15 protein-coding genes are annotated in these 24414 nt (G+C 52.0%); 5 read left to right on the top strand and 10 right to left on the bottom strand.

The features are described 5' to 3' along the window. The first annotated feature begins 22 nt into the window (after positions 1–22). The 3 genes from GS535_RS08935 (at position 23) to infC (ending at position 3690) form a co-directional block, all read left to right on the top strand. On the top strand, positions 23–994 hold the full coding sequence (locus GS535_RS08935; RefSeq protein WP_160792934.1) for a glycosyltransferase family 9 protein: 972 nt from the start codon (positions 23–25) through the stop codon (positions 992–994). Positions 995–1071: 77 nt separating this feature from the next. Continuing rightward, on the top strand, positions 1072–3018 hold the full coding sequence (thrS, locus tag GS535_RS08940; protein ID WP_160792933.1) for a threonine--tRNA ligase: 1947 nt from the start codon (positions 1072–1074) through the stop codon (positions 3016–3018). Positions 3019–3129: 111 nt separating this feature from the next. Next, on the top strand, positions 3130–3690 hold the full coding sequence (gene infC / locus GS535_RS08945; RefSeq protein WP_202401684.1) for a translation initiation factor IF-3: 561 nt from the start codon (positions 3130–3132) through the stop codon (positions 3688–3690). Between the two features lie 87 nt (positions 3691–3777). On the opposite strand, the gene GS535_RS08950 is transcribed toward infC, so the two are convergent. Both GS535_RS08950 and GS535_RS08955 read right to left on the bottom strand, forming a co-directional pair. Then, on the bottom strand, positions 3778–4629 hold the full coding sequence (locus tag GS535_RS08950) for a methylenetetrahydrofolate reductase (protein WP_160792932.1): 852 nt from the start codon (positions 4627–4629) through the stop codon (positions 3778–3780). 135 nt (positions 4630–4764) lie between these two features. Continuing rightward, a complete protein-coding gene (locus GS535_RS08955; RefSeq protein ID WP_160792931.1) occupies positions 4765–5721 on the bottom strand; it encodes a metalloregulator ArsR/SmtB family transcription factor in 957 nt (318 codons plus the stop codon). 261 nt (positions 5722–5982) lie between these two features. Here GS535_RS08955 and metE point away from each other — a divergent pair, with 261 nt between their 5' ends. Continuing rightward, positions 5983–8301, top strand: coding sequence for a 5-methyltetrahydropteroyltriglutamate--homocysteine S-methyltransferase (gene metE, locus GS535_RS08960; RefSeq protein WP_160792930.1), 2319 nt, complete (start codon positions 5983–5985; stop codon positions 8299–8301). Positions 8302–8316: 15 nt separating this feature from the next. On the opposite strand, the gene GS535_RS08965 is transcribed toward metE, so the two are convergent. From GS535_RS08965 to GS535_RS08980, 4 genes are read right to left on the bottom strand one after another with little or no spacing between them, the layout of a single operon-like run. After that, positions 8317–9306, bottom strand: coding sequence for an ABC transporter substrate-binding protein (locus GS535_RS08965; protein WP_160792929.1), 990 nt, complete (start codon positions 9304–9306; stop codon positions 8317–8319). Between the two features lie 50 nt (positions 9307–9356). Continuing rightward, positions 9357–10088 (bottom strand): MliC family protein, encoded by a 732-nt coding sequence (locus GS535_RS08970; RefSeq protein ID WP_160792928.1) that lies wholly within the window; start codon positions 10086–10088, stop codon positions 9357–9359. An 11-nt stretch (positions 10089–10099) separates the two neighbouring features. Beyond that, positions 10100–11554 (bottom strand): glycosyltransferase family A protein, encoded by a 1455-nt coding sequence (locus GS535_RS08975; RefSeq protein WP_160792927.1) that lies wholly within the window; start codon positions 11552–11554, stop codon positions 10100–10102. Positions 11555–11609: 55 nt separating this feature from the next. After that, positions 11610–12131 (bottom strand): hypothetical protein, encoded by a 522-nt coding sequence (locus GS535_RS08980; RefSeq protein ID WP_160792926.1) that lies wholly within the window; start codon positions 12129–12131, stop codon positions 11610–11612. 124 nt (positions 12132–12255) lie between these two features. On the opposite strand from GS535_RS08980, the gene GS535_RS08985 reads away from it, so the two are divergent. Beyond that, positions 12256–14967 carry a pitrilysin family protein gene (locus GS535_RS08985; RefSeq protein ID WP_160792925.1) on the top strand — a complete coding sequence of 904 codons (2712 nt, stop codon included), beginning with the start codon at positions 12256–12258 and terminating at the stop codon, positions 14965–14967. Positions 14968–15037: 70 nt separating this feature from the next. On the opposite strand, the gene GS535_RS08990 is transcribed toward GS535_RS08985, so the two are convergent. The 4 genes from GS535_RS08990 to rpsA all read right to left on the bottom strand — a co-directional run bounded on the left by GS535_RS08990 (position 15038) and on the right by rpsA (position 24365). After that, complete coding sequence (locus GS535_RS08990; RefSeq protein WP_160792924.1) at positions 15038–16039, bottom strand: glycosyltransferase; 1002 nt, start codon at positions 16037–16039, stop codon at positions 15038–15040. Between the two features lie 64 nt (positions 16040–16103). Further along, positions 16104–19085 carry a glycosyltransferase gene (locus tag GS535_RS08995; RefSeq protein ID WP_160792923.1) on the bottom strand — a complete coding sequence of 994 codons (2982 nt, stop codon included), beginning with the start codon at positions 19083–19085 and terminating at the stop codon, positions 16104–16106. Between the two features lie 7 nt (positions 19086–19092). After that, the gene (locus GS535_RS09000; RefSeq protein ID WP_160793070.1) at positions 19093–22443 is read right to left on the bottom strand and encodes a glycosyltransferase; all 3351 of its coding nucleotides are present in this window, start codon (positions 22441–22443) and stop codon (positions 19093–19095) included. Between the two features lie 212 nt (positions 22444–22655). Continuing rightward, positions 22656–24365, bottom strand: coding sequence for a 30S ribosomal protein S1 (rpsA, locus tag GS535_RS09005; RefSeq protein ID WP_026294224.1), 1710 nt, complete (start codon positions 24363–24365; stop codon positions 22656–22658). Between the last annotated feature and the right edge of the window lie 49 nt (positions 24366–24414).

The raw sequence follows: 24414 nt of genomic DNA on the forward strand, positions 1-24414 counted from the left end.
ACAGTTATGAAAGGCGGAGACGTTGGCTCATATCCTCGTCATTAAGCACGGTGCTTTAGGGGATTTTTGTCAGGCCTTTAGTGCTTTTGCCACGCTCCGCCATCATTTCCCCTCAGATCATCTCACGTTACTCACCAGCAGCCTGTATCGCGCCTTAGCTGAATGCTCGCCGTGGTTTGATGACGTGCTGGTGGACGATCGCCCGTCATGGACGCATTGGCGTCATCACATGTGGATTCGCCAGCTTCTCCGCCGGGTTGATAAGGTTATTGACCTCCAAAACTCCGGTCGCACACAGTCCTATTTCCGCCTTGCTGGACGACCTGCTTGGTCGGGACAGCATGCGAAGAGCGACAAAGCTCATACCAATCCGCAGCGCCGTGCTATGCACGGCTTAGCACGGCAAAACGACCAGCTCCGCACAGCCGGCCTCACCCCTCTACCTCGCCATGTCCCCGATTGGCTCACAGCTGAGGGGCCCGTTCTCTCCCCTCCCTATGCTGTTCTCGTCCCCGGGGCAGCCGCCCATCGCCCAGCAAAGCGCTGGCCTGTCCGTCGTTTTGCCGCACTCGCTCAATGGCTTGTTGAGCAAGACATACAGCCTGTCATCGTCGGCGATGCTGCACAGCACGGGTTAGGCTCCTTCATCTGCAACACCGTGCCAAGCGCGCACGACCTAACTGGCCGGACATCTTTGCCAGAACTCGCCGGCTTGCTTCATCGTGCGGCTTTCGCGGTCGGGAACGACACGGGGCCTATGCATATGGCCGCCACAATGGACTGCCCCAGCCTCACTCTTTTCTCCCACGACAGTGACCCACGCCTTTGCGCGCCGCTCTCTCTCACACCGGGCTATAGCCGCTCTCTTGTGACGCGTGACCTAGCCACCCTTTCAGCCGAGCGCGTATGCCGCTACCTTCAAGACTGGGCCTTCCCCTTACTTAATCTTGAGCCGCAACAGAAAAGCGTGCAAAATATCTTAATGATCGGCTAGACTACGCCGCTCGTGAGGAAACGTCCGACCTCCTCGCTCATTTTTATCGATAACATCCTCAACCAAGGAGCGCCTTCATGCCTGCCATTACGTTGCCCGATGGAAGTATCCGAACCTTCGACGGGACAGTAACTGGCACGACGATTGCCAGCTCCATTGGTGCCGGCCTCGCCCGTGCAGCCCTTGCCATGGAGGTTGATGGGAAGCTCGTCGATATCGCAACACCCATCGAAAACGATGCACAGGTGCGTTTCATCACACGTAAAGATGATGAAGCCCTTGAGATGATTCGTCATGATGCGGCCCACGTTCTTGCAGAAGCTGTGCAAACCCTGTGGCCAGAAACACAAGTGACCATTGGGCCAAGCATCAAAGACGGCTTTTATTACGATTTTGCGCGCGACAAGCCTTTCACACCCGATGATTTTGCCGCCATTGAAAAGAAAATGGCCGAGCTTATCGCTAAAAATACTGACTTTACCCGCGAAGTCTGGGATCGCGATGAAGCCATCCGCTTTTTTGAAAAGAATGGAGAGCATTTTAAGGCAGAGTTGATCCGCGATCTCCCTGAAGATGAGGTCATCTCCATCTACCGTCAGGGAGAGTGGCTGGATCTCTGCCGTGGCCCGCATCTGCGCAGCACCGCTGATGTTGGTAACGCCTTTAAGCTGATGCGCGTGGCAGGCGCCTATTGGCGCGGTGACCATCGCAACCCCATGCTGACCCGTATTTACGGCACCGCATGGCGCGATAAGAAAGAGCTGAAAGCCTATTTACAGCGCCTAGAAGAAGCGGAAAAGCGCGATCATCGCCGTATTGGCCGCGATATGGACCTTTTCCATATTCAAGAAGAAGCTGTAGGCCAAATTTTCTGGCATCAAAAGGGCTGGCGCCTGTACTCAACCGTGCAGGATTATATGCGCCGCATTCAAGAGCGCTATGACTACCAAGAAGTGCGCACCCCACAGCTGGTTGACCGCGCTCTTTGGGAAGCCTCAGGCCATTGGGATAAATACCGCGAGAATATGTTCATCGCCACTGTGGAAGATGAAGATAAAACCCTCGCCCTTAAACCCATGAACTGCCCCTGCCATGTGCAGATTTTCCGCCACGGGCTACGCTCTTACCGTGAGCTTCCCTTGCGTATGGCAGAATTTGGCGCTTGCCATCGTTACGAACCCTCAGGCTCTTTGCACGGCATTATGCGTGTGCGCGGCTTTACCCAAGACGATGCCCATATTTTCTGCACAGATGATCAAATTGCCGAGGAAACCGCTCGCTTCGTGACGATGCTCGGTGAAGTGTATAAAGATTTCGGCTTTGAAAGCTTCCGCGTTAAATTCTCCGATCGTCCTGAAACACGCGCTGGGTCTGACGAGGTATGGGATCGCGCTGAAGGCTCTCTCAAACGCGCGTGCGAAATGGTCGGCGTCGATTATGAGCTTAACCCCGGCGAAGGGGCATTCTACGGCCCTAAATTAGAGTTCGTCTTGACCGATGCGATTGGTCGTGACTGGCAGTGCGGCACCCTTCAAGTCGATTACGTCTTGCCGGAACGTCTGGATGCTTCTTACATTGGCGAAGATAGCGCCCGCCACCGCCCCGTCATGCTTCACCGCGCTATTTTGGGAAGCTTCGAGCGCTTTTTAGGCATTCTTATTGAGCAATATGCTGGGAAATTCCCACTCTGGCTTGCTCCTACGCAAGTGGTTGTGGCCAGCATCGTGACCGATGCCGCTGATTACGCCCATGAAGCAGCCCAACAGCTCCGTCAGGCAGGCCTGCATGTTGAAACCGATACACGCAATGAGAAAATCAATGCGAAAGTACGTGAGCATAGCTTAGCGCGCGTGCCTGTGATTCTTGTCGTTGGTCGCCGTGAAGCAGAGGAGCAGACCGTGAGTATGCGCCGCCTTGGCGACCAAGCTCAAAAGGTTATGCCACTTGCAGAAGCCGTCACCACCTTAAGCTCTGAAGCATTAGCTCCAGATATTGCTCGCAAAAAGAATGCACTAAAGCCTTAATCAGTCTCCTTCATAGCCCTTGCACCACTGCCGTAGCAGGGCTATGAATCGTAGAGAATTGTAATACCTTGCTTGGAGTCTTTCCGATCAAGGACGACATAGTGACAGGAGTTGACCATAGCTAGACCGCCGTTTAACGCCGCCCCTCAACGTGATGGGCCGCGCGTCAATGAAGAGATCCGAGTGCCGCAGGTTCGTGTCATCGACGCTGATGGCGAAATGATTGGTATCATGCCGACCCGTGACGCCCTGTCGCGTGCTTTCTCTGCCGGACTCGATCTTCTAGAAATCAGCCCGACGGCTGAACCTCCCGTAGCTAAAATTCTCGACTACGGTAAGTTTAAGTACGAACAGCAGAAAAAGCGCAACGAAGCTCGTAAAAAGCAAAAGGTCATTGAGATCAAAGAAGTGAAGGTGCGCCCAGGCACGGGTGAACATGACTTCATGACCAAGGCCAAAGCTGTGCAGTCGTTTCTTGAAGAAGGCGACAAAGTGAAGGTTTCTCTTCGCTTTAAGGGCCGCGAAGTCGCCCATCAGGATCTTGGCTACAAGATGATGGAGCGTATCCGTGAAGCTACCGCGGATATTGCTAAGGCTGAGCAGCGCCCTCGTCTTGAGAACCGCCAAATGATTATGATCTTGGCTCCGACAAAGACGCGGGAAACAAAGTAACCCCCATTTCGCGCCCCCTCCCTGAGTGAGGCGCTCTATCGCGGGTATTTAAAACCCCTGCCCCATCAGACTGGCAGGGGTTTTTTCTTATTCGGGGAAATGCCCTAAAAGCCGGCTTACAGCCGCACAAGTGGCACTTTGGTTGAGCGTATAGAAATGAAAATGATCTACTCCCTCATCCAACAATTTTTGACACATACGGTCAGTCATCACCGCAGCAAGATGCGTGCGTACCGCCACATCATCTTCTAACCCAGCAAAAAGATGACGTAAGTCTTGGGGAACCGACGCTCCGCACATTTCAGCAAAACCCCACGCCTGTGCGGGATTGCTCAGTGGCAAAATACCCGGCACGACAGGTTTGGTCATGTTATGAGCGGCCAAACGATCACGAAAATGCAAGAAACGATCGGCTTGGAAAAAGAACTGCGTAATAGCCCGATCTGCTCCCGCATCAAATTTACGCTTCAAATTATCAAGATCAGATTCTGGACTTTGAGCTTCTGGGTGCGTTTCCGGATAGGCAGCAACGGAAATCTCAAACGGAGCAATTTTCTTCAGCCCGGCAACAAGCTCCGCCGCATTCCGGTAGCCTTGTGGATGCGGCTCAAACGACCGTGCTTTGCCATCAACTGGACGTGGATCACCACGCAACGCCACAATATGACGCACGCCACTGTCCCAATAAGCCCGCGCTACGTCATCCACCTCACCCTTGGACGCATCAACACAAGTCAAATGACCGGCCATTGGTACAGAAACAAGCCCGACCATATCACGCAGCGTTTTCAATGTACGCTCCTGCGTGCTGCCCCCCGCGCCATAGGTCACGGACATAAATTCAGGGTTGAGCCCTGCAAGAGTTTGCGCTGTTTGCAGCAGCTTCGCGGCGCCCTTTTCCGTTTTAGCGGGAAAGAACTCGAATGAAATCTTAGGCATGCTACCGGTCTTCCTTTACATAAGCGCTCGTTGCGTCTCCTGAAAATTAGTTCAATCATGATCGGAAAAGAGAACCCTCAAAGCAGTAGCGCTGCCACCCCCTTCAGGGCTCTCACTCAGGTTATATGTCCGCCTTTACGACGCCGTTGAACGAAGCTGACCAAGCCATAATTTGACCGTCAGCTCTCCTTCCAACGCCTCGGTTAAGACAAGGTCAAAGCCCGCTGCTTTAAACCACTCGGCCATCTGCTCGTCACGAAACCCCAAATAGACGTGTGCATCACGCATCCGGAGTTCTTCACGTTGGTGAGCAGCAAAATCAACCAGCAAGAACTGTCCACCCGGCGCTAAAATACGCGCAGCTTCCGCAACCACCGCCGCAGGGTGCTGCGCATACCGCAAAGCTTGATGCATAATGGCCAAATCAGCAGCATTTTCAGCCATTGGCAGGGCATAAAAATTCCCCTGACGGAGCTTAATCCCCTCACCAGAAGCCGTTTGTATATGCTCTAACTTCGCCCGGGCTAAGCGCAACATAGAAGGACTACGGTCAAAACCCACCGCACTACGGGCAGTCCCTGCCAGTAGCTCCAACATCCGTCCCGTTCCTGTGCCAATATCCACAAGGCAATTCTTAAGCGAATCGCCCAGTACCCGGCCAATAGCAGCTTCGACCTCCTTTTCCGACACATGCAAGGAGCGAATCGCATCCCACTCCGCTGCATGAACTTCAAACCAATCCTCTGCGGCCCCCATGCGCACATTACGCACGGCCTGAAGACGCTGCCGATCCGCTCGTACTAAGTCATCTTCCGCTTCCGATTCGGCTGGATGCCACTGATCCAGCGCAGCAAAGACCGGGTCGAGGTCTTTTTTCGCCCCTAAGGCCAAAAAAACCCAGCTCCCTTCTTTGCGACGCACCACGAGTTCTGCCTCAGCCAAGACTTTAACATGGCGAGACACACGCGGCTGGCTTTGGCCCAGAACCTGGGCCAATTCCCCTACAGAAAGCTCCATCTCACGCAGAAGACGTAAGATTCTTAAACGAGTCGGCTCAGCAAGAGCCTGAAAAATGATAAGCGCACGATCCATAAGAGAGTGTATATAACGACTTCATTATATGCGCAATAGGCTATTGACAGTTTTTAGGGAGCCTGTCAGTGCTTAATGCAGTCACGGTCGTGAAACGATTTTTTTTGGGAGTCACGTCACCGACCGAGACCCGACACACCCCTGTCGGTTCAGTATGGTTTTACAGGGCAAACGCCCTCCCTCTCTGTTCCGTTTCTCCCTACGGAGCGGAGCGGGAGGTGCCCTTTTCCTGCTGGCCGCTACGCCATGAGGCACACATAAATGACTGTACAGGTTGCTACACTGGGCTTCCCTCGCATTGGGGCCCGCCGTGAACTTAAAAAAGCTCTTGAAAGTTTCTGGGCTGGAACCAGCACAAAAGCTGATCTTCACCAAACGGCAGAACATCTCCGCGCTGAAGCATGGTCTCGCCAGAAAGCCCAAGGTGCGGACATCATTCCGTCAAACGACTTTTCTTTTTACGATCATGTGCTGGATACCAGCGCGATGGTTGGTGCCGTTCCTGAAATTTACGGGAAGGTTGAGGGCAATGTTGACCTCACCACCTATTTCGCCATGGCACGCGGTCGTCAGGTCAAAGGTGAGTCGCATGAGGATTGCGGTTGTGGCAAACACAGCCATGGTAGCGACGTTCCTGCTGCTGAGATGACAAAATGGTTCGACACGAACTATCATTATCTCGTGCCGGAATTCAGCGCTGATCAGACATTCCGCCTCTCCTCAACTAAAATCGTTGATGAATATCGCGAAGCGAAAGAACAAGGCCATGAAACGCGCCCCGTTCTCCTTGGCCCGGTTAGCTTCCTCCTTTTGGGGAAAGGACGTGATGCCTCCCTTAACCGGCTCGACCTTCTGGGCTCTTTGCTGCCTGTTTACGCGGACGTGCTCACTAAGCTTCATGAAGCCGGTGCGCAATGGGTTCAAATTGACGAACCTGCACTCGTTCTAGACCTTGAAGACGCCACACAAGCCGCTTTCAAGCAAGCTTACCAGAGCCTAACGCAAGCTGTTCCCGCTATTAAGCTTCTGCTGACCACCTATTTCGGTGGACTAGGCCATAATCTGGACACCGCTCTGAGCCTGCCTGTGCACGGCCTGCATCTGGATCTCGTCCGTGCTCCTGAGCAATTGGACACCGTTTTGAGCAAAGCGCGTCCAGACCTGCTTCTGTCGCTCGGTGTAATTGACGGTCGTAATATTTGGCGTGCTGACCTCAACGCGATTTTAGAGCGCCTTGAACCTATTGCCGCTAAACGTGATCTCATTATCGCTCCATCATGCTCGCTTCTGCACACCCCGATTGATCTAGAACGCGAAACCGCGCTTGATCCAGAGGTAAAGTCTTGGCTGGCCTTTGCTGTCCAAAAGATTGGCGAACTATCCACCCTCGCAAAAGCCCTCAACCAGGGACGCGATGCTGTGCGTGCAGCCCTTGATGAATCAGCAGCTGCTGTGAAAAGCCGCAAGAGCTCTGTTCGTATTCACAATACGGCTGTTAAAGAGCGCTCTGCTCAGAAAGATGCATCTTTAGCAAAACGCCTCTCTCCCTTCCCTGTGCGTCAAAAGGCCCAAGAAGAAGCGCTTCACCTACCGCTCTTCCCAACCACAACGATTGGCTCCTTCCCACAAACGAAGGAAGTCCGTCAGGCACGCGCCAAGCACGCTAAGAAAGAAATCAGCACCGCTGAATACGAAGCGTTTTTGAAAGAACAAACCGCTTCTGCGATCAAATGGCAGGAAGAAACCGGCCTTGATGTGCTGGTTCATGGTGAGTTCGAACGTAACGACATGGTGCAGTATTTTGGTGAGCAGCTCTCCGGCTTTGTCTTCACCAAACATGCATGGGTGCAGTCTTATGGTTCTCGCTATGTGCGCCCACCCATCATTTATGGCGATGTCACACGCCCAGCACCCATGACGCTGGATTGGTGGAAATATGCACAATCCTGCACGCAGAAGCCTCTAAAAGGCATGCTGACCGGCCCAGTCACCATCTTGAACTGGTCTTTTGTGCGGGACGATCAGCCTCGTTCTGAAACATGCCGCCAAATTGCTTTTGCCATCCGTGATGAAGTGCAAGACCTCGAAAAAGCAGGCTGCCCTATCATTCAGATTGACGAAGCCGCTCTGCGTGAAGGCTTGCCACTACGCCGCCAAGACTGGAAAACCTACCTGGATTGGGCTGTCGAGAGCTTCCGCATTGCCTCAAGCGGTGTGCAGGATAAAACCCAGATTCACACCCATATGTGCTATTCGGAGTTCAATGACATCATTGAATCCATCGCTGCAATGGATGCTGATGTGATCTCCATTGAGACAGCACGCTCTAAGATGGAGCTTCTGGAAGCCTTTACCGACCATCACTACCCAGCCGAAATTGGCCCTGGCGTGTATGACATTCACTCACCGCGTATTCCAACCGTAAGCGAAATGGCGGATCTGTTAGTCGCAGCAGAAAAGAAAGTCAGCCGTCGCCAACTTTGGGTCAACCCAGATTGCGGCCTGAAAACCCGCCGTTGGGAAGAAGTTCGCCCAGCGATTGCCAACCTTGTTGCAGCCGCACGCGAACTCCGCGGCTAACGAAGATTCTCCTCTTTAAGAAGGAGAAGGAGGCAGGGCGGCCAACATCCGCCCTGCCTCCCAGTTGCTCACGTGCAGACCATAGAAGTCGCGATAAAAAGCCACGATCCGATCCATCATCGCGCCTTCATCACTATGGCCTGCCGTGACAATCTGCTTAGCCCAGTCTAGCTGGAGCAACAATTCCGGGCCGTAACGATCCCACAGAAACAACCCAGCGGGGTTACGATAAACACGTTGTGTCTGCACCGCGCGTAAACGCGATAAAATAGGGTGAGATTGGAAAAAATCACGCTCTGGAGCCGACGCTGGGATAATAATCACGTCAGGGTTCCACATCACAATCTGCTCCGCTGTGACCTCACGATGATTTCCCGAAAGAGAAGCTGCATTTTGCCCTCCAGCGGCTTCTATCCATTGGTCAATAATCGTTTGTCGTCCGTCAACTTTAAGCGGCTTTAACGATGCCATATGTAAAAGACGTGGCCCATGCGGTGATGGAACACACTGCGTTAACGCATGACGTAACGCCCGCTCATATGCACGCGCACGCCGGAAAGCGAGCGGTGTATTGATCAGAGATGCCGTTTCTCTCACGCAATGCAGCAACCCTTCCATATCTGAAAATCCGAGCGCTACAGCACGTAAGCCTTGCTGACGGAAAACGGTACTCTGCCCCATCTCTGTTTCAGGAAGAAATAAAAGATCCGTCTTGAGCGACAACAACGCTTCAGCATTAAGTGCAGGCGGTTGCAGACGTGCGATCTTGCGAAATTGAGGGAAAAAATGAAACATCCACGGTGTTATTTCCGGCCGCGCCGCCGTGGCTACAAGGCGATCTTGCGCTCCAAGCAACACAAGAAAAGCCGTGTGCGCATACCATGCCTCTGCAATAAAATGCGGTGACAGTTGCCGTTCCTTCTCCGCAGGGAAAGCAGAATCTATACTCTGAAATACAGCACCGAAAGCCGCGCTCTTATAAAGTATGGCACGCCGCGTAAGCATTCCCCTACCCACACACGACTTCCTGTGCATCAACGCCTAACCACCCACCCCTAATGCTGGGATTGTTGAGTGTTTTTCGAAGTGTCCTGCGAAGAAGAAGGCTGTGTAGGCAACGCTCCACCATCGTGAGAAGATGACGAGGACGGCACAACGGACGCCCGTGACGTCGATACCCCATTATCTTGATGAGACGAGGCAGAGGTCTTCGCTGGTGAGGATGAAGACGTTCCTCCAGCACGCTGTTGAACGGGAGTAGCAGCTTTAGGCTGCGCGTCACGCGATGGGGGCCCTTCTGCCTCCGCCTTGGAATGGTCTACAGCCTCACTCACAACACGGCACGAAACCGACATATCATCACGATCGACCCGAGAGAATGTCGCTTCATCCCCTTGTGTCGCCCATGAATAACGATCGGCCACATATTTCGCTCCAGACCCCGATATGACATTCGCCATGGCCAACATATTTCCATCCACGGGAAGAACAGCCAGCGCTGTCATATCGGCATTTAGATACGACGCAGTAAAACGTCCACCGTCAGGGAGAGATTTGAGCAAATCCTTCCCTCCATGCTCATCTTTCTTGTCGTTATCTGTGCAATGATAGATCACATCCTGCCGGTTCGAAGCTTCACCATGATGGAGCGGCACCATCATCACCCCATTAGGCGGGCTCTTCTCATGATGGGCAGAGGATTGTTGGGCAGCATAAGCGCATCCAGCACTTCCCACCAGAAGAGCAAGCCCCATAGGTGCACAACCCATCAAAAATGGTGATTTCATACGTCTCCTTTTCACTTATCCCAGCTTCCATCACTATGGCGGTACACACCAAGCTGAGAAATCATATCGGCCCAAGCCTGAGCTTTACGCGCTTCATCGCACTGATCAGGGGCCTGGCTATTAGCAAAAATCATCCGCGCATCCGCAGCACTCGCCGCCCCGTAATTGGTAAAGAGCACGCGAAACTCAAGAGTGGGATAACGCGCCGCAATGGCATCAACCAGTCGTTTAAAGTCAGGCACACGCGTATGCGAAGGGCGATGACTCCCTTCATAATGAAGCGTCTCTTGCCAATCGCGCACAAAGAGCACACGCTGTGTCCCATCGCAAAGCTGGTCAAGCTGTGCCAGATAATTCTGATATTCCTGTTTAAGGCGCCCCAGCTGACTATGAAACAGCTCTACACTCGCCCGCTCACCGGGGGGAATATCCAAACAATTATGATAGACAATCAGACTATCGCGGCAGCGCAATGCATCGTGATAGCCATAGAGACAATTGGTCGAGAAAAGATCGCGAAAATCCGTTTCAAATAAAGTAATCAAACTGTGAAAAGGCGCCATAAAGCCGTCAAAAAGCCGCGACCCCGTTTCACCAAAAACCTGCTCCAGATAATGAGAGATTTTCTCACTTCCACCCAACGAAACAACCGCATCAAAACCGTTATCACTCGGCTGTGTTGTTGGCGTTGGACGGTTCAAAGCGGCTTCCATTTCTTCACGAAACAAAAACATCTGCTCATCAGAGCGCCATGGGGCCCGATAAAGTGGTTCATGTTGAATCTGCCGGTGCAGCTCAACATTGCGGTGCACACATTCTGGCGTTCCATGCGATTCAGAGGGCAATGTCTCCAGCCCACCACGTAAAAAGAACACTTGGCCCCGTTCCGGCGTTCTAAATTGTGGCAAACCACCATACCCCGCTCTTAGAAAGCGATGGGTATGCTCCACATGTTCTTCACCATATTTTTCGAAGCGAACCTCGAGATAGCCGACAAAATCGAGCGCACGCGCATGATACCCCACGCAATAAGCTTGATGCATCGGTGCAATGTAAGGATCAGCCGCTGTGCCAGTGCCAGAGGAAACATCATTATCAATCTCAAGCGTGATTTCGGGCATATGGTTCATATGACCATAAGCCTCAACAGCCTCAATCCACTGTTTTTCCCACCCGAACACGCATGGACGACAATCATCTTCAAACACTAAGATAACATCGCACTGCTTTTCTTCTTTAAGCCACCAGATCGCCCGATTACGGTTCCAGGCGATCCCACGGTTATCGCCAGTTATGTAAGGAACGTGCAGGCGCTCTAGCAAAGATGGCGTACCATCATGGGAGCCATCATCCGCAACGACCAACTCAAAAGGATGTTGCGTAAACGTGCGAAGGGCCTCCACGCATTGCCGCACAGTCTCCTTCCGATTGTAGGTGATGACCCCAATACCAAGCTTTATGGCCACGCTTCACTCCCATAACGACCAGTTATGCCCCTATCAGTCCTCAGACCTAACATGTTTACCGAGCAGCCGCACGCCCCTGAAAAGCCCCTTTCCAAGAAGAAGCCTTTTGTGTTTTCGGCGGTCGAGGCTGGCAGGCCATAAAATAAAGCCCAATGACAAAAATAACTAAAGACACAAAGTCCAGATCATTCCAGAGCTCATCACCTGATGGGTCTGTCATTAAACACCAGCCACTATAGAGCACAAACCCAATCCCGATAACGCGCAAGCTCCTCATCATAGGGCGCAAAGGGTTCATCATATCCGGACGAACAAGGGTGCGATAACGCTGAAAACCGAGAAATAAGACAAGGCTGCACAGAAAGCCCAAAACAGACTGCACAACAAGATTGACGCTCACACGATAAAAAAGAAAAGGCACAACAATAGACGCCCCCTGAAAAATCAGAGAACCAAGTTGAAAGCTCATTCCCACCGACCAAGACGACCATCCTGCGGGCAGGCGGTCTGCTATCGGTTGGAAAACACCATCAAGCAAAGCACTATCAGCACGACGAATCGTCTCTTGCACACTCACTCTTATTTATCCTTTCCGCTCATTTCATGGGGTTTCAGCCATAGACAAAGACGACGTCAAGCTTTTTACTCAGTTGTACGTTTTTCTTTGGCCCACCACTGACGCGCTCATTGCTGGAGGTTGCATGTTCCCCTCTCTTTCCCGTCTGTCACGATGGACGCTCCTTAGTGCGTCCATCCTCGCCGCTCCGTCACTCGCTTGGGCTCACCAAACCCCGTCTTCAACACCCACCGCGCCTTCTAGCTCTCCAGATACAGTAGCTCCCCTACGCGCAACGCTGCCCAATGGACTACGCGTCGTCATCGTGCGTAACCGTCTCGCACCCGTTGTGCAAACCATGCTGAATTATGAAGTTGGCTCCGCTAATGCGCCCGCTGGCTTCCCCGGTACAGCCCATGCTCTTGAACATATGATGTTCAATGGCTCACACACCCTCTCGCGTGATCAACTTTCAACACTCAGCGCACGGCTCGGCAATGAAGATAACGCTGACACCACGTCTGATGTCACACAATATTATTTCACAGCTCCTGCATCTGACCTTGATATCCTGCTCCGTATTGAAGCAGGCCGTATGGAAGGGCTCACTCTCGACGCCAAAGAATGGGCCCATGAAAAGGGCGCTATCGAGCAGGAAGTCTCACGTGACCTTTCAAGCCCTATCTATCGCTATATGTCCCAAGTACGAAGCATTCTCTACAAGAATACGCCGTATGAATATGATGCTCTCGGGACGCGCCCCTCTTTTGATGCGACCAACACGCATACACTCCGCCATTTTTACCAAGACTGGTATGCCCCTAATAATGCCGTCCTCATCATTGTAGGCGATGTAGACCCACAAGAGGCCCTTGCCCATGTGCAACGCGCTTTTGGTCGCATCCCTCCACACGCTCTTCCAGCACGCCCCACCGTTAAACCACAATCGGTCACGGCCAAAGACCTCCAACTACCCACCGATTTACCAATCGGCCTCACGACCATGGCGTGGCGAATGCCAAGCCAGCGTGACCCACGTTATGCCGCCGCTACGTTACTCTCCGATGTCTTAGCAAGCGAACGTGGACAGCTTTTTGCGCTCGTGCCCCAAGGCCAAGCCCTTGAAACAGGCTTCATGTACTCCCCAGAAGCACAAGGAGGCATTGCCACGGCCTATGCAGGCTTCCCTAAAGGCAGTAATCCCGCAGCCCTTAAAGCAGCAATGGCGCGTATTTTAGAGGATTACCGCCAACATGGCCTCCCAGAAGAGCTGATTGAAGCAGCACGACAACGCGAAATTGCGGCTCTGGAATTTAACGCCAACAGTATTTCCGGCTTAGCAGAGAGCTGGTCACAGGCGGTAGCGATTCAACATCTTAACAGCCCAGAAGATATGATCGCCGCGTTCCGTTCTGTGCGTAAAAGCGACATTGACGCCCTCGCTCGCCAATGGCTGAACCCCAACAATGCGGTTAGCGCAACACTCACCCCCAGTGATTCCGGCAAACCCATTGCTGATAAGGGCTTTGGTGGAACAGAAACTCTGACCTCTCCCCCTAGCCGTGCGGTCACCTTGCCCGACTGGGCCCAGAAAGCCTTGGCGCGGTTAACCCTTCCGCCCAATGCCCCTCAACCTGTCAGCACGGTCTTACCCAATGGGTTACGTCTGCTTGTGCAGCCTGAGCATGTCAGTCACACAGTTGAGCTTTTTGGCACCATTCGGCAAAATCCGGCTTTAGAGCAACCTCATGGGAAGGAAGGGGTTGCAGGATTAACCGATTCTCTCTTCCTTTATGGAAGCCACAGCCATGACCGACTCGCCCTCGCAAGCGCACTTGATGCCCTGTCAGCCGATGAGAACGCCGGTTCATCCTTCAGCCTCAGCGCATTAAGCTCCAAATTCCATGATGGGCTCACGCTGTTAGCCGACCATGAACGCGACCCAGCTTTCCCACAGAAAGCATTCGACATTACACGGGAGCAAGAAGCACAAGCACAATTCGGCACCTTACAATCTCCGGGCTATCATTTCAGCCGTGCCGTACGCCGTGCTCTCGTCCCCCCAACAGACCCAACCTTGCGTGAAGCATCACCAGCGGGCATTCGCGCTCTCACACGGGACGATGTCCTTGCTTATTATCGCACGGCCTACCGCCCAGACCTGACGACAATTGTCGTCATCGGTGATATTACACCTGAAAAAGCACGCGCTGAAGTTGAACGAACCTTTGGCTCGTGGGAAGCAACAGGGCCCAAACCACAGCTTGACCTCCCCAGCCTTCCTGAAAGTCGACCCTCTCAAGCTGTGATTGCCGACCCCGGCCGCTCACAAGATAAAGTCACACTGGCTGAAACCTTAGCCCTCACCGTTCAACATCCAGACCGCCATGCGCTTGCTGTTGGGAATGAGATTCTTGGTGATGGTTTTTCATCACGCCTTATGCAAGACCTCCGCGTACGCACCGGCTATGTTTACGGTGTTGGAAGCGGCATTAACTATTCCCGCACGCGCACAAGCTTCTCCATTACTTTCGGTGCAGATCCTTCTAAAGTCAGCACAGCACAGAAACGCGCCCTTGAGGATGTCGAATCCCTCCGCACAACTCCTGTTTCAACCGAAACACTCGACCTCGCAAAAGCAACCTTACTGCGCAGCCAACCGATGGGACGAGCAAGCTTTAGCAGTCTTGCAGGCACATGGCTTGGGCTGATCTCCCTTGACCTGCCTCTCGACACACCTGATCAATCAGCACGTGCCATTTATACGATGACACCACAACAGGTGCAGGCAGCCTTCTCTCGTTGGATACGCCCTGCCGATATGGCACGCATTATCCTTGGGCCAAAACCACAATAACGCCCTCATCAAAAAAGCCTTCCCACATTGTGTGGGAAGGCTCCAACATCTCTTACAGCCCCAATCGCCGTTACGACGCTTTCGGCAACAATTTCTCACTCTGTAAATAATCAACTACACGTTGAATCCGATGTTTATAGAGGTGCTCTTTCTGCGTACGCTCCTGAGCTTTTCGTGCCATCGCCAAGCGCTTTTCATCATCATAAAGATATGTATCAATCAACGCTTCAAAATCCCGTCGATTTGAAAACACAGGGATCTCGTCCGCCCCATAATAACGACGCAGTTCACACGTCTCTTCATGAAATGCTTGGAAGGCCCCTGCAAGAGCCGCCTCAAACGTCCGCGGGCCCGGCGTTGAAGGCGCAATCATAAAGCGTTTATTCTCAAAATGCAGAGAACGGCCTAAGTTCAGCACAATCTTCGACCGGCTATAGAGCTCAATCAGCTCCTTCTTTTCAATACGGGCATCGGAAAAACCAATCCCCATATCTCCCCATCCCGGGCCAATAAAGCGCGTATTCAACTTCTCCAGAACAGGCATGAGATTACGCGCAACTTCCTTGCGCGAACTAAAGGCCACACCACAGAAAAGCACATCAATCGTTTTTTCAGTACGATCATTAAACGGCACATAATGCAATTTAGGACAAGCACCCAGCGGTAGATGCACCACCCGGTCTCGTTGATAAAAATTATGCCCCCAGCGATCGCAAGAGAAAATCACATCAAAATCATAAGCGATTTGATAGCTCGCATCCTGCTCATAAGGGTCTTCCGTTGCCCAAAACGCTGTCGTCGCGCCATGTTTCTTCGCCTCACGTGACACTTCTCCATAGTAAGTGCTCTCAGGCAAATAAGACCCCATCGCAAAAACCAGCACAGGCTTTAATAGACGGATTGATGCAGCAGCTGAGGAAATATCAACAGAGGTGACGTTACCCTCACCAAAGCAGGCTTCAAGACCATCTTTAATCGTCTTGCGTACCTGCGCATTCGCGTGGCTTTCATACCGCCCACCACTGCACAATAAAACATGCCCCATGGCTTTAGGCCCTGTCTCTGCTGTCATATGCTTACTTCCCGCCTCATCAAGTCCGTGCCGTCAACCGGTTAAATCGTCCGCCTCTTCGTGGTCAAGCAAAAGAAGCTGTCATGATATCCGCTAGGCGTTTCTTAAAAGCAACCGGATCAACATCCCGCTTTACTGACGCTAAGGCACCCTCTCTAAGATGATGCCACAAATCCCGATCATCATACAGTCTTCTTACCGCAGACGCGAAATGCTCAGGAGCTTCTGAAGAAGCCGTCAACAAGGCCTCTCCATTACCCCACCCCACCTGTTCACCCAAGAGGGACGTCGCCACAATCGGAAGACCATAAGCTGCCGCTTCATGGAGCTTAAAGGGCAAACCACCGGCAAAACGCGTCGGTGCGACAAAAACACGATGGCGATCAAAAAGCGGTGCCAAATCCTCAACCGCGCCTATAATATCCACGCGCGGATGCCGCGCAAGAGGTGTCATATCCACCCAAGGGGGCACATACCCCGCAATGCGTAACACGACGTCATCGGCCAGACCATCAAGATGGGGCATCACCTCCCTTACAAACCACATCATACTGTCATAGTTTGGTGATGTTTCACTGTGCATCGCCCCTAAGAAGAGGATATCCTTACGCTCTTCAAAAGACCGTACCGTTGGATGCGGCTTCATGCTATGGCCTAATACGAACACATTGGGATAACCAGCTCGTCGAATAAGCGCCGCGTCATGCTCTGTAACCGCAACAATTTGCTGGCAATAATGCGCACTTTGAAGCTCTTCTTTTAAAAGCGTATCAAGACTTTCCCGAGGCTCTTTACCGTCAACAATTTTCTCTTGCAGAAGCGTCCGTGGCGCTGCCACGACCTCTGTATCCAACACCGATCCACACCGGAAAAGAAACCGACTAGCCTCGCTCAAAATAGGCAATAAACGCGTCATATTATGCGTGCGGCCGATCCAAAGCAGATCATAATACCCCGCACGCTCTTCCAGAAAACGCCCTAACGTGGACATATCCTGTCCACAGGCAAGCTCAACATCTTCCGGAAATTCTCGATAAAGAAGGAAACTTTCCTCCTGAACGGGAAGAACCGGATACACAGTGACATGATACCCCAACGCCACCATAGCGCATATAATATCATTGGATCGCACATAACCCGACCCTAACCCCCGCAGAGGCATACGATCTTCAATAAACAAGACACGCTTACGATCGGAACGACGACGCTCACGCCCAAGCAGCGCATTACGCACATGAGGTGGCTGCTGATGGCGCAAAAACTCCTGATGCGTCTGTGCAAATATGCGCCAGTGTTTCTGAATCAGGTTATGAGAGCCAGCATGACCTGAACTTCCAAATTCGAGATGTTCAACCACAACGGAAGGGTCATACACTATACGCGCGCCAATCTGCCCTAAGCGAACGCATAAATCTGTATCTTCAAAATAAGCCGGGAGGTAACGCTTATCATACCCGCCTAAACGCCGCACCAGCCCTGTCCGCACAAGCAAAAAGGCTGCGGAACCGTAATCGACCTCTCGGACAAAATTTGCTTCTGGCAGGTTAGGATCATCTTGGCGGCGATAGCCATATGTCGCACCATCACGCCAAATAATAGAACCCGCCTCTTGCAAATAAAGATTTGAGCGTATGAGCTTGGCAGCAACAGCGCCCGTTTCCTCATGCTGATAGAGACGCTGCAATGCATGAGGCAGAGCGTCTGGATACAATCTTAAATCATTGTTCAGGTATAAAATGGCCGGGGCTTTCACATAGGCCAACGCCACATTACACCCCGTCAAATAACCGATATTGGCACGAGAACGTATAATATCCGCCCCATGAACAAGCTTATCAATCTGAGATGTTTCATCAGAAGAGCCTGAATCGACTAAGATCAGCTGGATAGACCCGCGATAGTTCGCCCGTAAGGATAGAAGGGCCTGCATGGTCAGAGCAATTTGATTATGCACCACCATAATCACACTGACTTCCGGCATCCCCTGCACGCTAAAATCAAGCGGAGAGCGTGCCATACTCGCCAGCAATGCCTCAGCTTCTCGTTTAAAAAGAACGCGTGACTGGCTCTCCTCGATCTCGGGCGCGTCCTCTCCCGTTGGGCCAGCATAGCCCTGACGTTCAGCCACAAAACGTGCAAACGCACTATCAAACAGTCCATTTTCACATTGGGAGCGCACAAGGAGATTGCGGCTATACGCGTCTAACTCAATCCCTTCTTCTGGAACACGCCCCTCATGAGCACCAAAGTAAACAAAATGCTCATAGCCGTTACGAAATCTTCCTGCTTCAAGCGTTGGAAGAATATCAGGAGAATGTTCGAGATAGTATTCTTCACAGAAAAACGGCAGCGGATTGTAACGCCGTGGCGTTTCGTTCATAAAATAATGATGAAGGGCGTTCGCGTAACGTCCCTCCTCAATCCCTCGCTGCACCTCCGGGTAGGTCTGCTTATACCAAACCGGATCAAAATACCATGAAATGGGCACAGCATCGGCAATTGTTGATGGCAGAACGAACCACGAGGCTAATAATCCTTCGTCACCAAAATACTCTGGGTAACGCGCTGCCATCTCACGGCACAGACGAATATCAACAAAGGGGCTCCCCTGAAAACCGCGCCTTTCGCCAATTTCTAGGTAATGATCATACCCGTTCCACAAACCATCTTTTTGTAGAGAGAACTCTGTTAACGATGGATGGCGGCGCCGGTAATAATGCTCATCAAATAACCAATGCGGTGCGTAGGTTTTATACCCTTCTGCACAATAATGCTCAAAACCAGACCGCCATGTCTGGTTGATAAGGGCACGATGGACATCGCTATAAGTGTCGCGATACCAGACTTCATCAAAATACCGGTTGGGGGAGTGCCCATACAGGCACCCCACCTCCCGATAGAAGAGTTCAGGATCATCATAGCCCTTCTCTTCCATCCAAGAGGTAACTTCCGGGTAGCGCAACACGTACCACGCACGCTCAAAGATCAACCAGCGCGGCTGACGAGCACCTCTTGGGTCTTCAGACGAGCTAGATGACATAGACATAGCCGACTTAACGCTCCATCAGCTGCAAAATAAGCGACCTCATACGGTCTTCCTGCTTTTCAGACGTTTTTTTGCGATCTACCTCGACAACGCGGCCCTTCGTCAGGGTTGCCCGCAACTCTGTAACCGTCACGCCGTACAGGTCACCGGCAATATTAACCAACGCAATGCGCCATGTCCCGTCCATCTTATCAACCTGCCCCTGCCAAGGCCGGAGCACCTCATGGAAGCCAGAGCACAACGGTGCATCACGATGGACAACCTGAACATCATTCCGGGCAAAACGTTCAGTCGCAAAGAGGCCGATTTCATCGTCCTTCTCATGCACCATGGCCACAAAAATCTGCCCTGACCGCGTGAGCCCTTCTAGGAAGCTCCATCCACGGATAAAGAGCGCCCCTTGATCTTGATCAGAGGCTCCCTCGCCCCCCATGATCTCAAACGTATCAATAAAGTGCGTTAACTGTCCGCGCTCATACGGATAGAACGTCCCCGCTGGGAAACGCGACAGACGAATACCACGCAGCAGGTTATCGCTTTTCAACACACGACGGAAATCACTCAAAATAACGTCATTGGAAGGCGGAGAGGTATAAACCTGCTCGATCTTACTTCCCTTAACCTCCACACCGTGAGAGAGAAGCTGGAAAGCCCCCCGGCCATTAATGACATTAATGATCCCAATACGATAACGCCCTTCACACCATTTACCACGCAGAGCCGCTTGTGCGGCAAAGCCCGAACGACGTGGCACATTCGAACCAAATAGCTTAGAAATATCTGAGCGTATCTCGCGTTGGGCGTGCATAAAGATGAGTGGCCCTTCCGGATCATCACTCACGAGGACGATATGGATCTGTCCAGATGTATTCACATCTGGAAGGAAGGTCCAACCACGGATATGAAACTCATCCGCAGCTTTAAAGCGCTTTTCATACCCCTCAGAAAGCACACAATGGCAGATGTCATCCACGTAACATTGAGCCCCCTGAATAGCGAACCAGTCAATGATCTGGGGAGGCAAGCCAATCGACAAATCACGCGAAATGGGAGGATCAAAAATATGCCGTGGAGGAGCTTGGTGCCGCCATGATGCAATCGGCAGAATATGAAGCTGCCCCACATCAAACTGAAGCTCGGACACACCCATACTGCGACGTGGTGCAATACGACGATACAGCTCAAGCAGACCTTTGCCGTATTCCTTCTCATGCGTCCACAACTTCGGTGAAATGGCCTCCATCATCTTCTTGCGAATAGAATCTGATGACCGCAGCAATTCAAGCCGCTCTAGGACAATATCAGGACGGCTCACAGGCACTTTAAAGCCATTGACACCATCGGTTACACGATCGCCCAAACCACCAATATCGGTCACGATCGGCACAAGCCCATGCTGCCACGCTTCTGAAAGCGAAATACAATAGGTCTCGGGCCAAATAGACAGCGCTAAGGAGACATCGGCCTGCTGCAATACACTGGTATTACCAACATCATAACGCCCATGAACGGTAACATCCGAGCGCTTCATCTGGTCAAACACACCCTGATATTCAGGGTGAATATAACCAAAGATGTGGAAGTGAAAATGTCCAGGACGCGCGGCCTCAATGAGAGCAAGAATAGTGTCTGCCCCCTTTGTCCGCAAAAAGTTCCCAACAATCGCCACACTCAATGGGCGCCCATCAAGAGGTTTATACGCTTTTGGTGTCACCGGAACCGTCGTCTCAGGGCTCGGAATTCCGTTCACGACACTCAGTTTTTGATCCAAAATCGGATAAACCGAATGCATCAAATCGCGCGAATGCGGCGTCCCGAACATAATCGCATCAATATGGTGCAACATACGGTCGATAAAGGCACGGCGCGTCTGCTCCCCACCATATTCCACCCCCTCTGCAACCTTCAGCATAACATCCATCGCCAAGACAGAGGTAAACTCCCCCTCCACATGGCGCAGATCCTGATTAAGGAGGTTATAACGCGATGAAATAAGCCAGAAATCATGGGCAGAGAAGACAACGCCTGCACCATTCGCTTTCGCGATTAACGGCAAGGAAAGCGCGTGATGGCCCAAATGCTGGAAATGAACGACGTCAATATTATACTGACTAATGACGCTGGAGAACATGCTCTCCTCAGCAGCGTCACACACGATATCTTGCCAAGGCTGTTCTGTAATATCGAAACGCTCAAGCTCTTGCCCAGCAGCACTCAACAAGCGACAGAAATTACCGCGCCTCAACCAATAGAAAAATTCAACATCGCGCCCCAATAGCGAACATAGACCGCGCTGATAGACCTCAACACCGCCCCACTCCTGCTCATGAATAGTGGAGTGCGTGCACATCAGCACACGCAAACGATGGCGCCGCTCTACCAGAGGAATTGTCTGATTTTTACGACGAGAGAAGTTCGCTTTCGTAATATCGCGCATCTGCTCAAGGCGATGCTCATAAAGATGCTGCTTTAATGCACTTTTTTGAGACGCCTGCGCAGCACGACGACGAGCAGCCTTATTATTGAGAAGCCGTGACACAGCCTCAACCACGTCGTCAGGATCATGAGCTAAGCTAAAACCACCAAGGCTTTTAAAGTGCTCCATATCCATTCCTGGAGCCGCTTCGACAACTTGAGCTGTTCCTGCCAAAGCAAGTTCAAAAAAGCGAGGCCCAGGTGCTGTCGCCTGACTGACATCGCCATGGCTCGCATAATCGCGAAACATGGTCAGCGTCACAGCACTGACATTGGCAAAGTCAACAAAAGCTTCGTGACTGACTGGACGCTGCAACGCCAAGGCTGAAATATCATCTGGGAGGGGAGGAAGATATTCGTTACCCGGGCAAATCAGCTTCAGACGCGCCTCAGGGAAAGCAGCAATAACACGTCGTAAAGTCTGGACGCGATTAGGCCACATCGTGCCGGCAAAAAACAAATCATACTCAAAAGAGTCCGCCGGCTGGATAGGCCTCTCATGCAACCAACGACTCGCCGCTAGAGGAAGATAATGTCCCTTACCTTGATAGGCTGAAACACACGATGGATCATTGGTGAAAATATGATCAAAGAGAGGCCCTGCTTCGACGTTAAAATCCTTCATAAACGGATCTTCAAACGTCCATAAGATCATCGTCTTAAAAGCTGGACGCACACGCCGGATCAGCGCCGTATTGAGACGCTGCCCATCAATACATAGCAGCGTGTCGTGCTCCCCTGCTGCAGCAAGCTCCCCCAAACTCATATTATCTGCAACAACAATATTGTCCTTACCGAAAAGGAGCTCCGCAGCCTGCCTAATAGCAAGGGTAAGATATGAGTTGGGGTTATGTGTGTAGTTGGTATTATAGATAATAGCCATCATTCCCCCCGAGCACGACGGCTCATCTTATGTCCCACGTCCCTTAGCAAAAGCACCCTTCTATGGCTATAGACCCATAGATAGCCCTCTTCTGCTCTCTGAGTGTACTTTGATCATTCATCGTAAGAAAGGGCGGTCTTATAAAAGACCGCCCTTTCTCGCAAGTCTAGAGTATTCTGAGAAGCATTTTTCTTTCCAGAACTCTCTAAATTTTAATCGTCTGTGCTACGACGACGGATTGCAGCACCCAGGATATCACCCAAAGATGCACCAGAATCCGACGAACCGTATTCACTGATCGCTTGCTTGTCTTCTTCAACCTCACGACCACGGATGGTCAGGGCCAACTTGCGCGAAGCACGATCCAGGCTCACAACCTTAGCATCGACCTTCTCACCAACAGCAAAGCGCTCTGGGCGTTGCTCAGCCTTGTCACGAGCCAGTTCACCACGACGGATAAAGCCGGTCAGAACATCGTCCACCTTCACTTCGATCCCGTTGCTCTGAACAGCCGTCACAACACTGGTGACGATGTCACCCTTGTGGATACGAGCCAGGATGTCAGCAGCAGGGTCTTCCTGAAGCTGTTTAATACCGAGGGAGATACGCTCCTTCTCAGCATCAACATCCAGAACCTTCGCCTGAACCACCTGCCCCTTTTCATAACGGGACATCATGACTTCGCCTGGTTCATCCCATGATAGGTCAGACATGTGAACCATGCCGTCAATATCAGCGGACAGACCGATGAAGAGACCGAACTCAGTGATGTTACGGATCTCACCTTCGATGACCGAACCCACTTTGTGCTCTTCAGCAAACTGCTCCCATGGGTTGCGCTGAACTTGCTTCAGACCCAAGGAAATACGGCGTTTCGCACTGTCCACATCCAGAACCATGACTTCCACTTCCTGAGAAGTTGCCACGATCTTACCTGGATGGACGTTCTTCTTCGTCCAGGACATTTCAGAAACGTGCACCAGACCTTCAACACCTGGTTCCAGCTCAACAAACGCACCGTAATCGGTGATGTTCGTCACGCGACCTGTGAAGCGAGCATTGACCGGATATTTAACGGACACATTCTCCCATGGATCAGCTTCAAGCTGCTTCATACCAAGGGAAATACGCTGTGTTTCGGAGTTAAAGCGAATCACCTGCACGCGCACTGGCTGACCGATCTGAAGAGCTTCAGATGGATGGTTAATGCGCTTCCAAGCGATGTCCGTCACGTGCAACAGACCGTCAACGCCGCCGAGATCCACAAAGGCACCGTAATCGGTGATGTTCTTGACCACACCGTCAAGAATCATGCCTTCCTTCAGCCCCTGGATCAGCTCAGAACGCTGCTCAGCACGAGTCTCTTCAAGCACGGCACGACGGGAAACAACGATGTTACCACGTGCACGATCCATCTTCAGAATCTGGAAAGGCTGTGGCTGCCCCATCAGTGGGCCAACATCACGCACTGGGCGAATATCAACCTGACTACCAGGCAAGAAGGCCATAGCCCCACCAAGATCCACGGTGAAACCACCCTTCACACGGCCGTAAATGGTGCCGTTCACGCGCTGGTTGTTCGCAAAAGCACCTTCCAGAGCAGTCCATGCCTCTTCGCGGCGTGCCTTTTCACGAGACAGAACGATGCAACCATCACGGTCTTCGTAACGTTCAATGTACAGTTCCAGCACGTCACCCGGCTTAACATCCGGCGTCACACCTGGCGGACCAAATTCACGCAGAGCAACGCGCCCTTCGCTCTTCAGGCCAACGTCAACGATCGCGTGATCATCTGTCAGACGAACAATGCGACCACGAACAACGGAACCATCAAAGCCCGTATCGCTACCGAGTGTTTCGTCAAGAAGAGCAGCAAAATCTTCTGTTTCGTGATTCGGTGTATTCTGAGTGGCAGAAGCCATGTAATTCAATATTCCAGAGTCTCTAACCCAATCAGGCCAAGACCCGCGC

It is taken from the genome of Saccharibacter sp. EH611 (genome assembly GCF_009834765.1).
Classification (GTDB): domain Bacteria; phylum Pseudomonadota; class Alphaproteobacteria; order Acetobacterales; family Acetobacteraceae; genus Saccharibacter.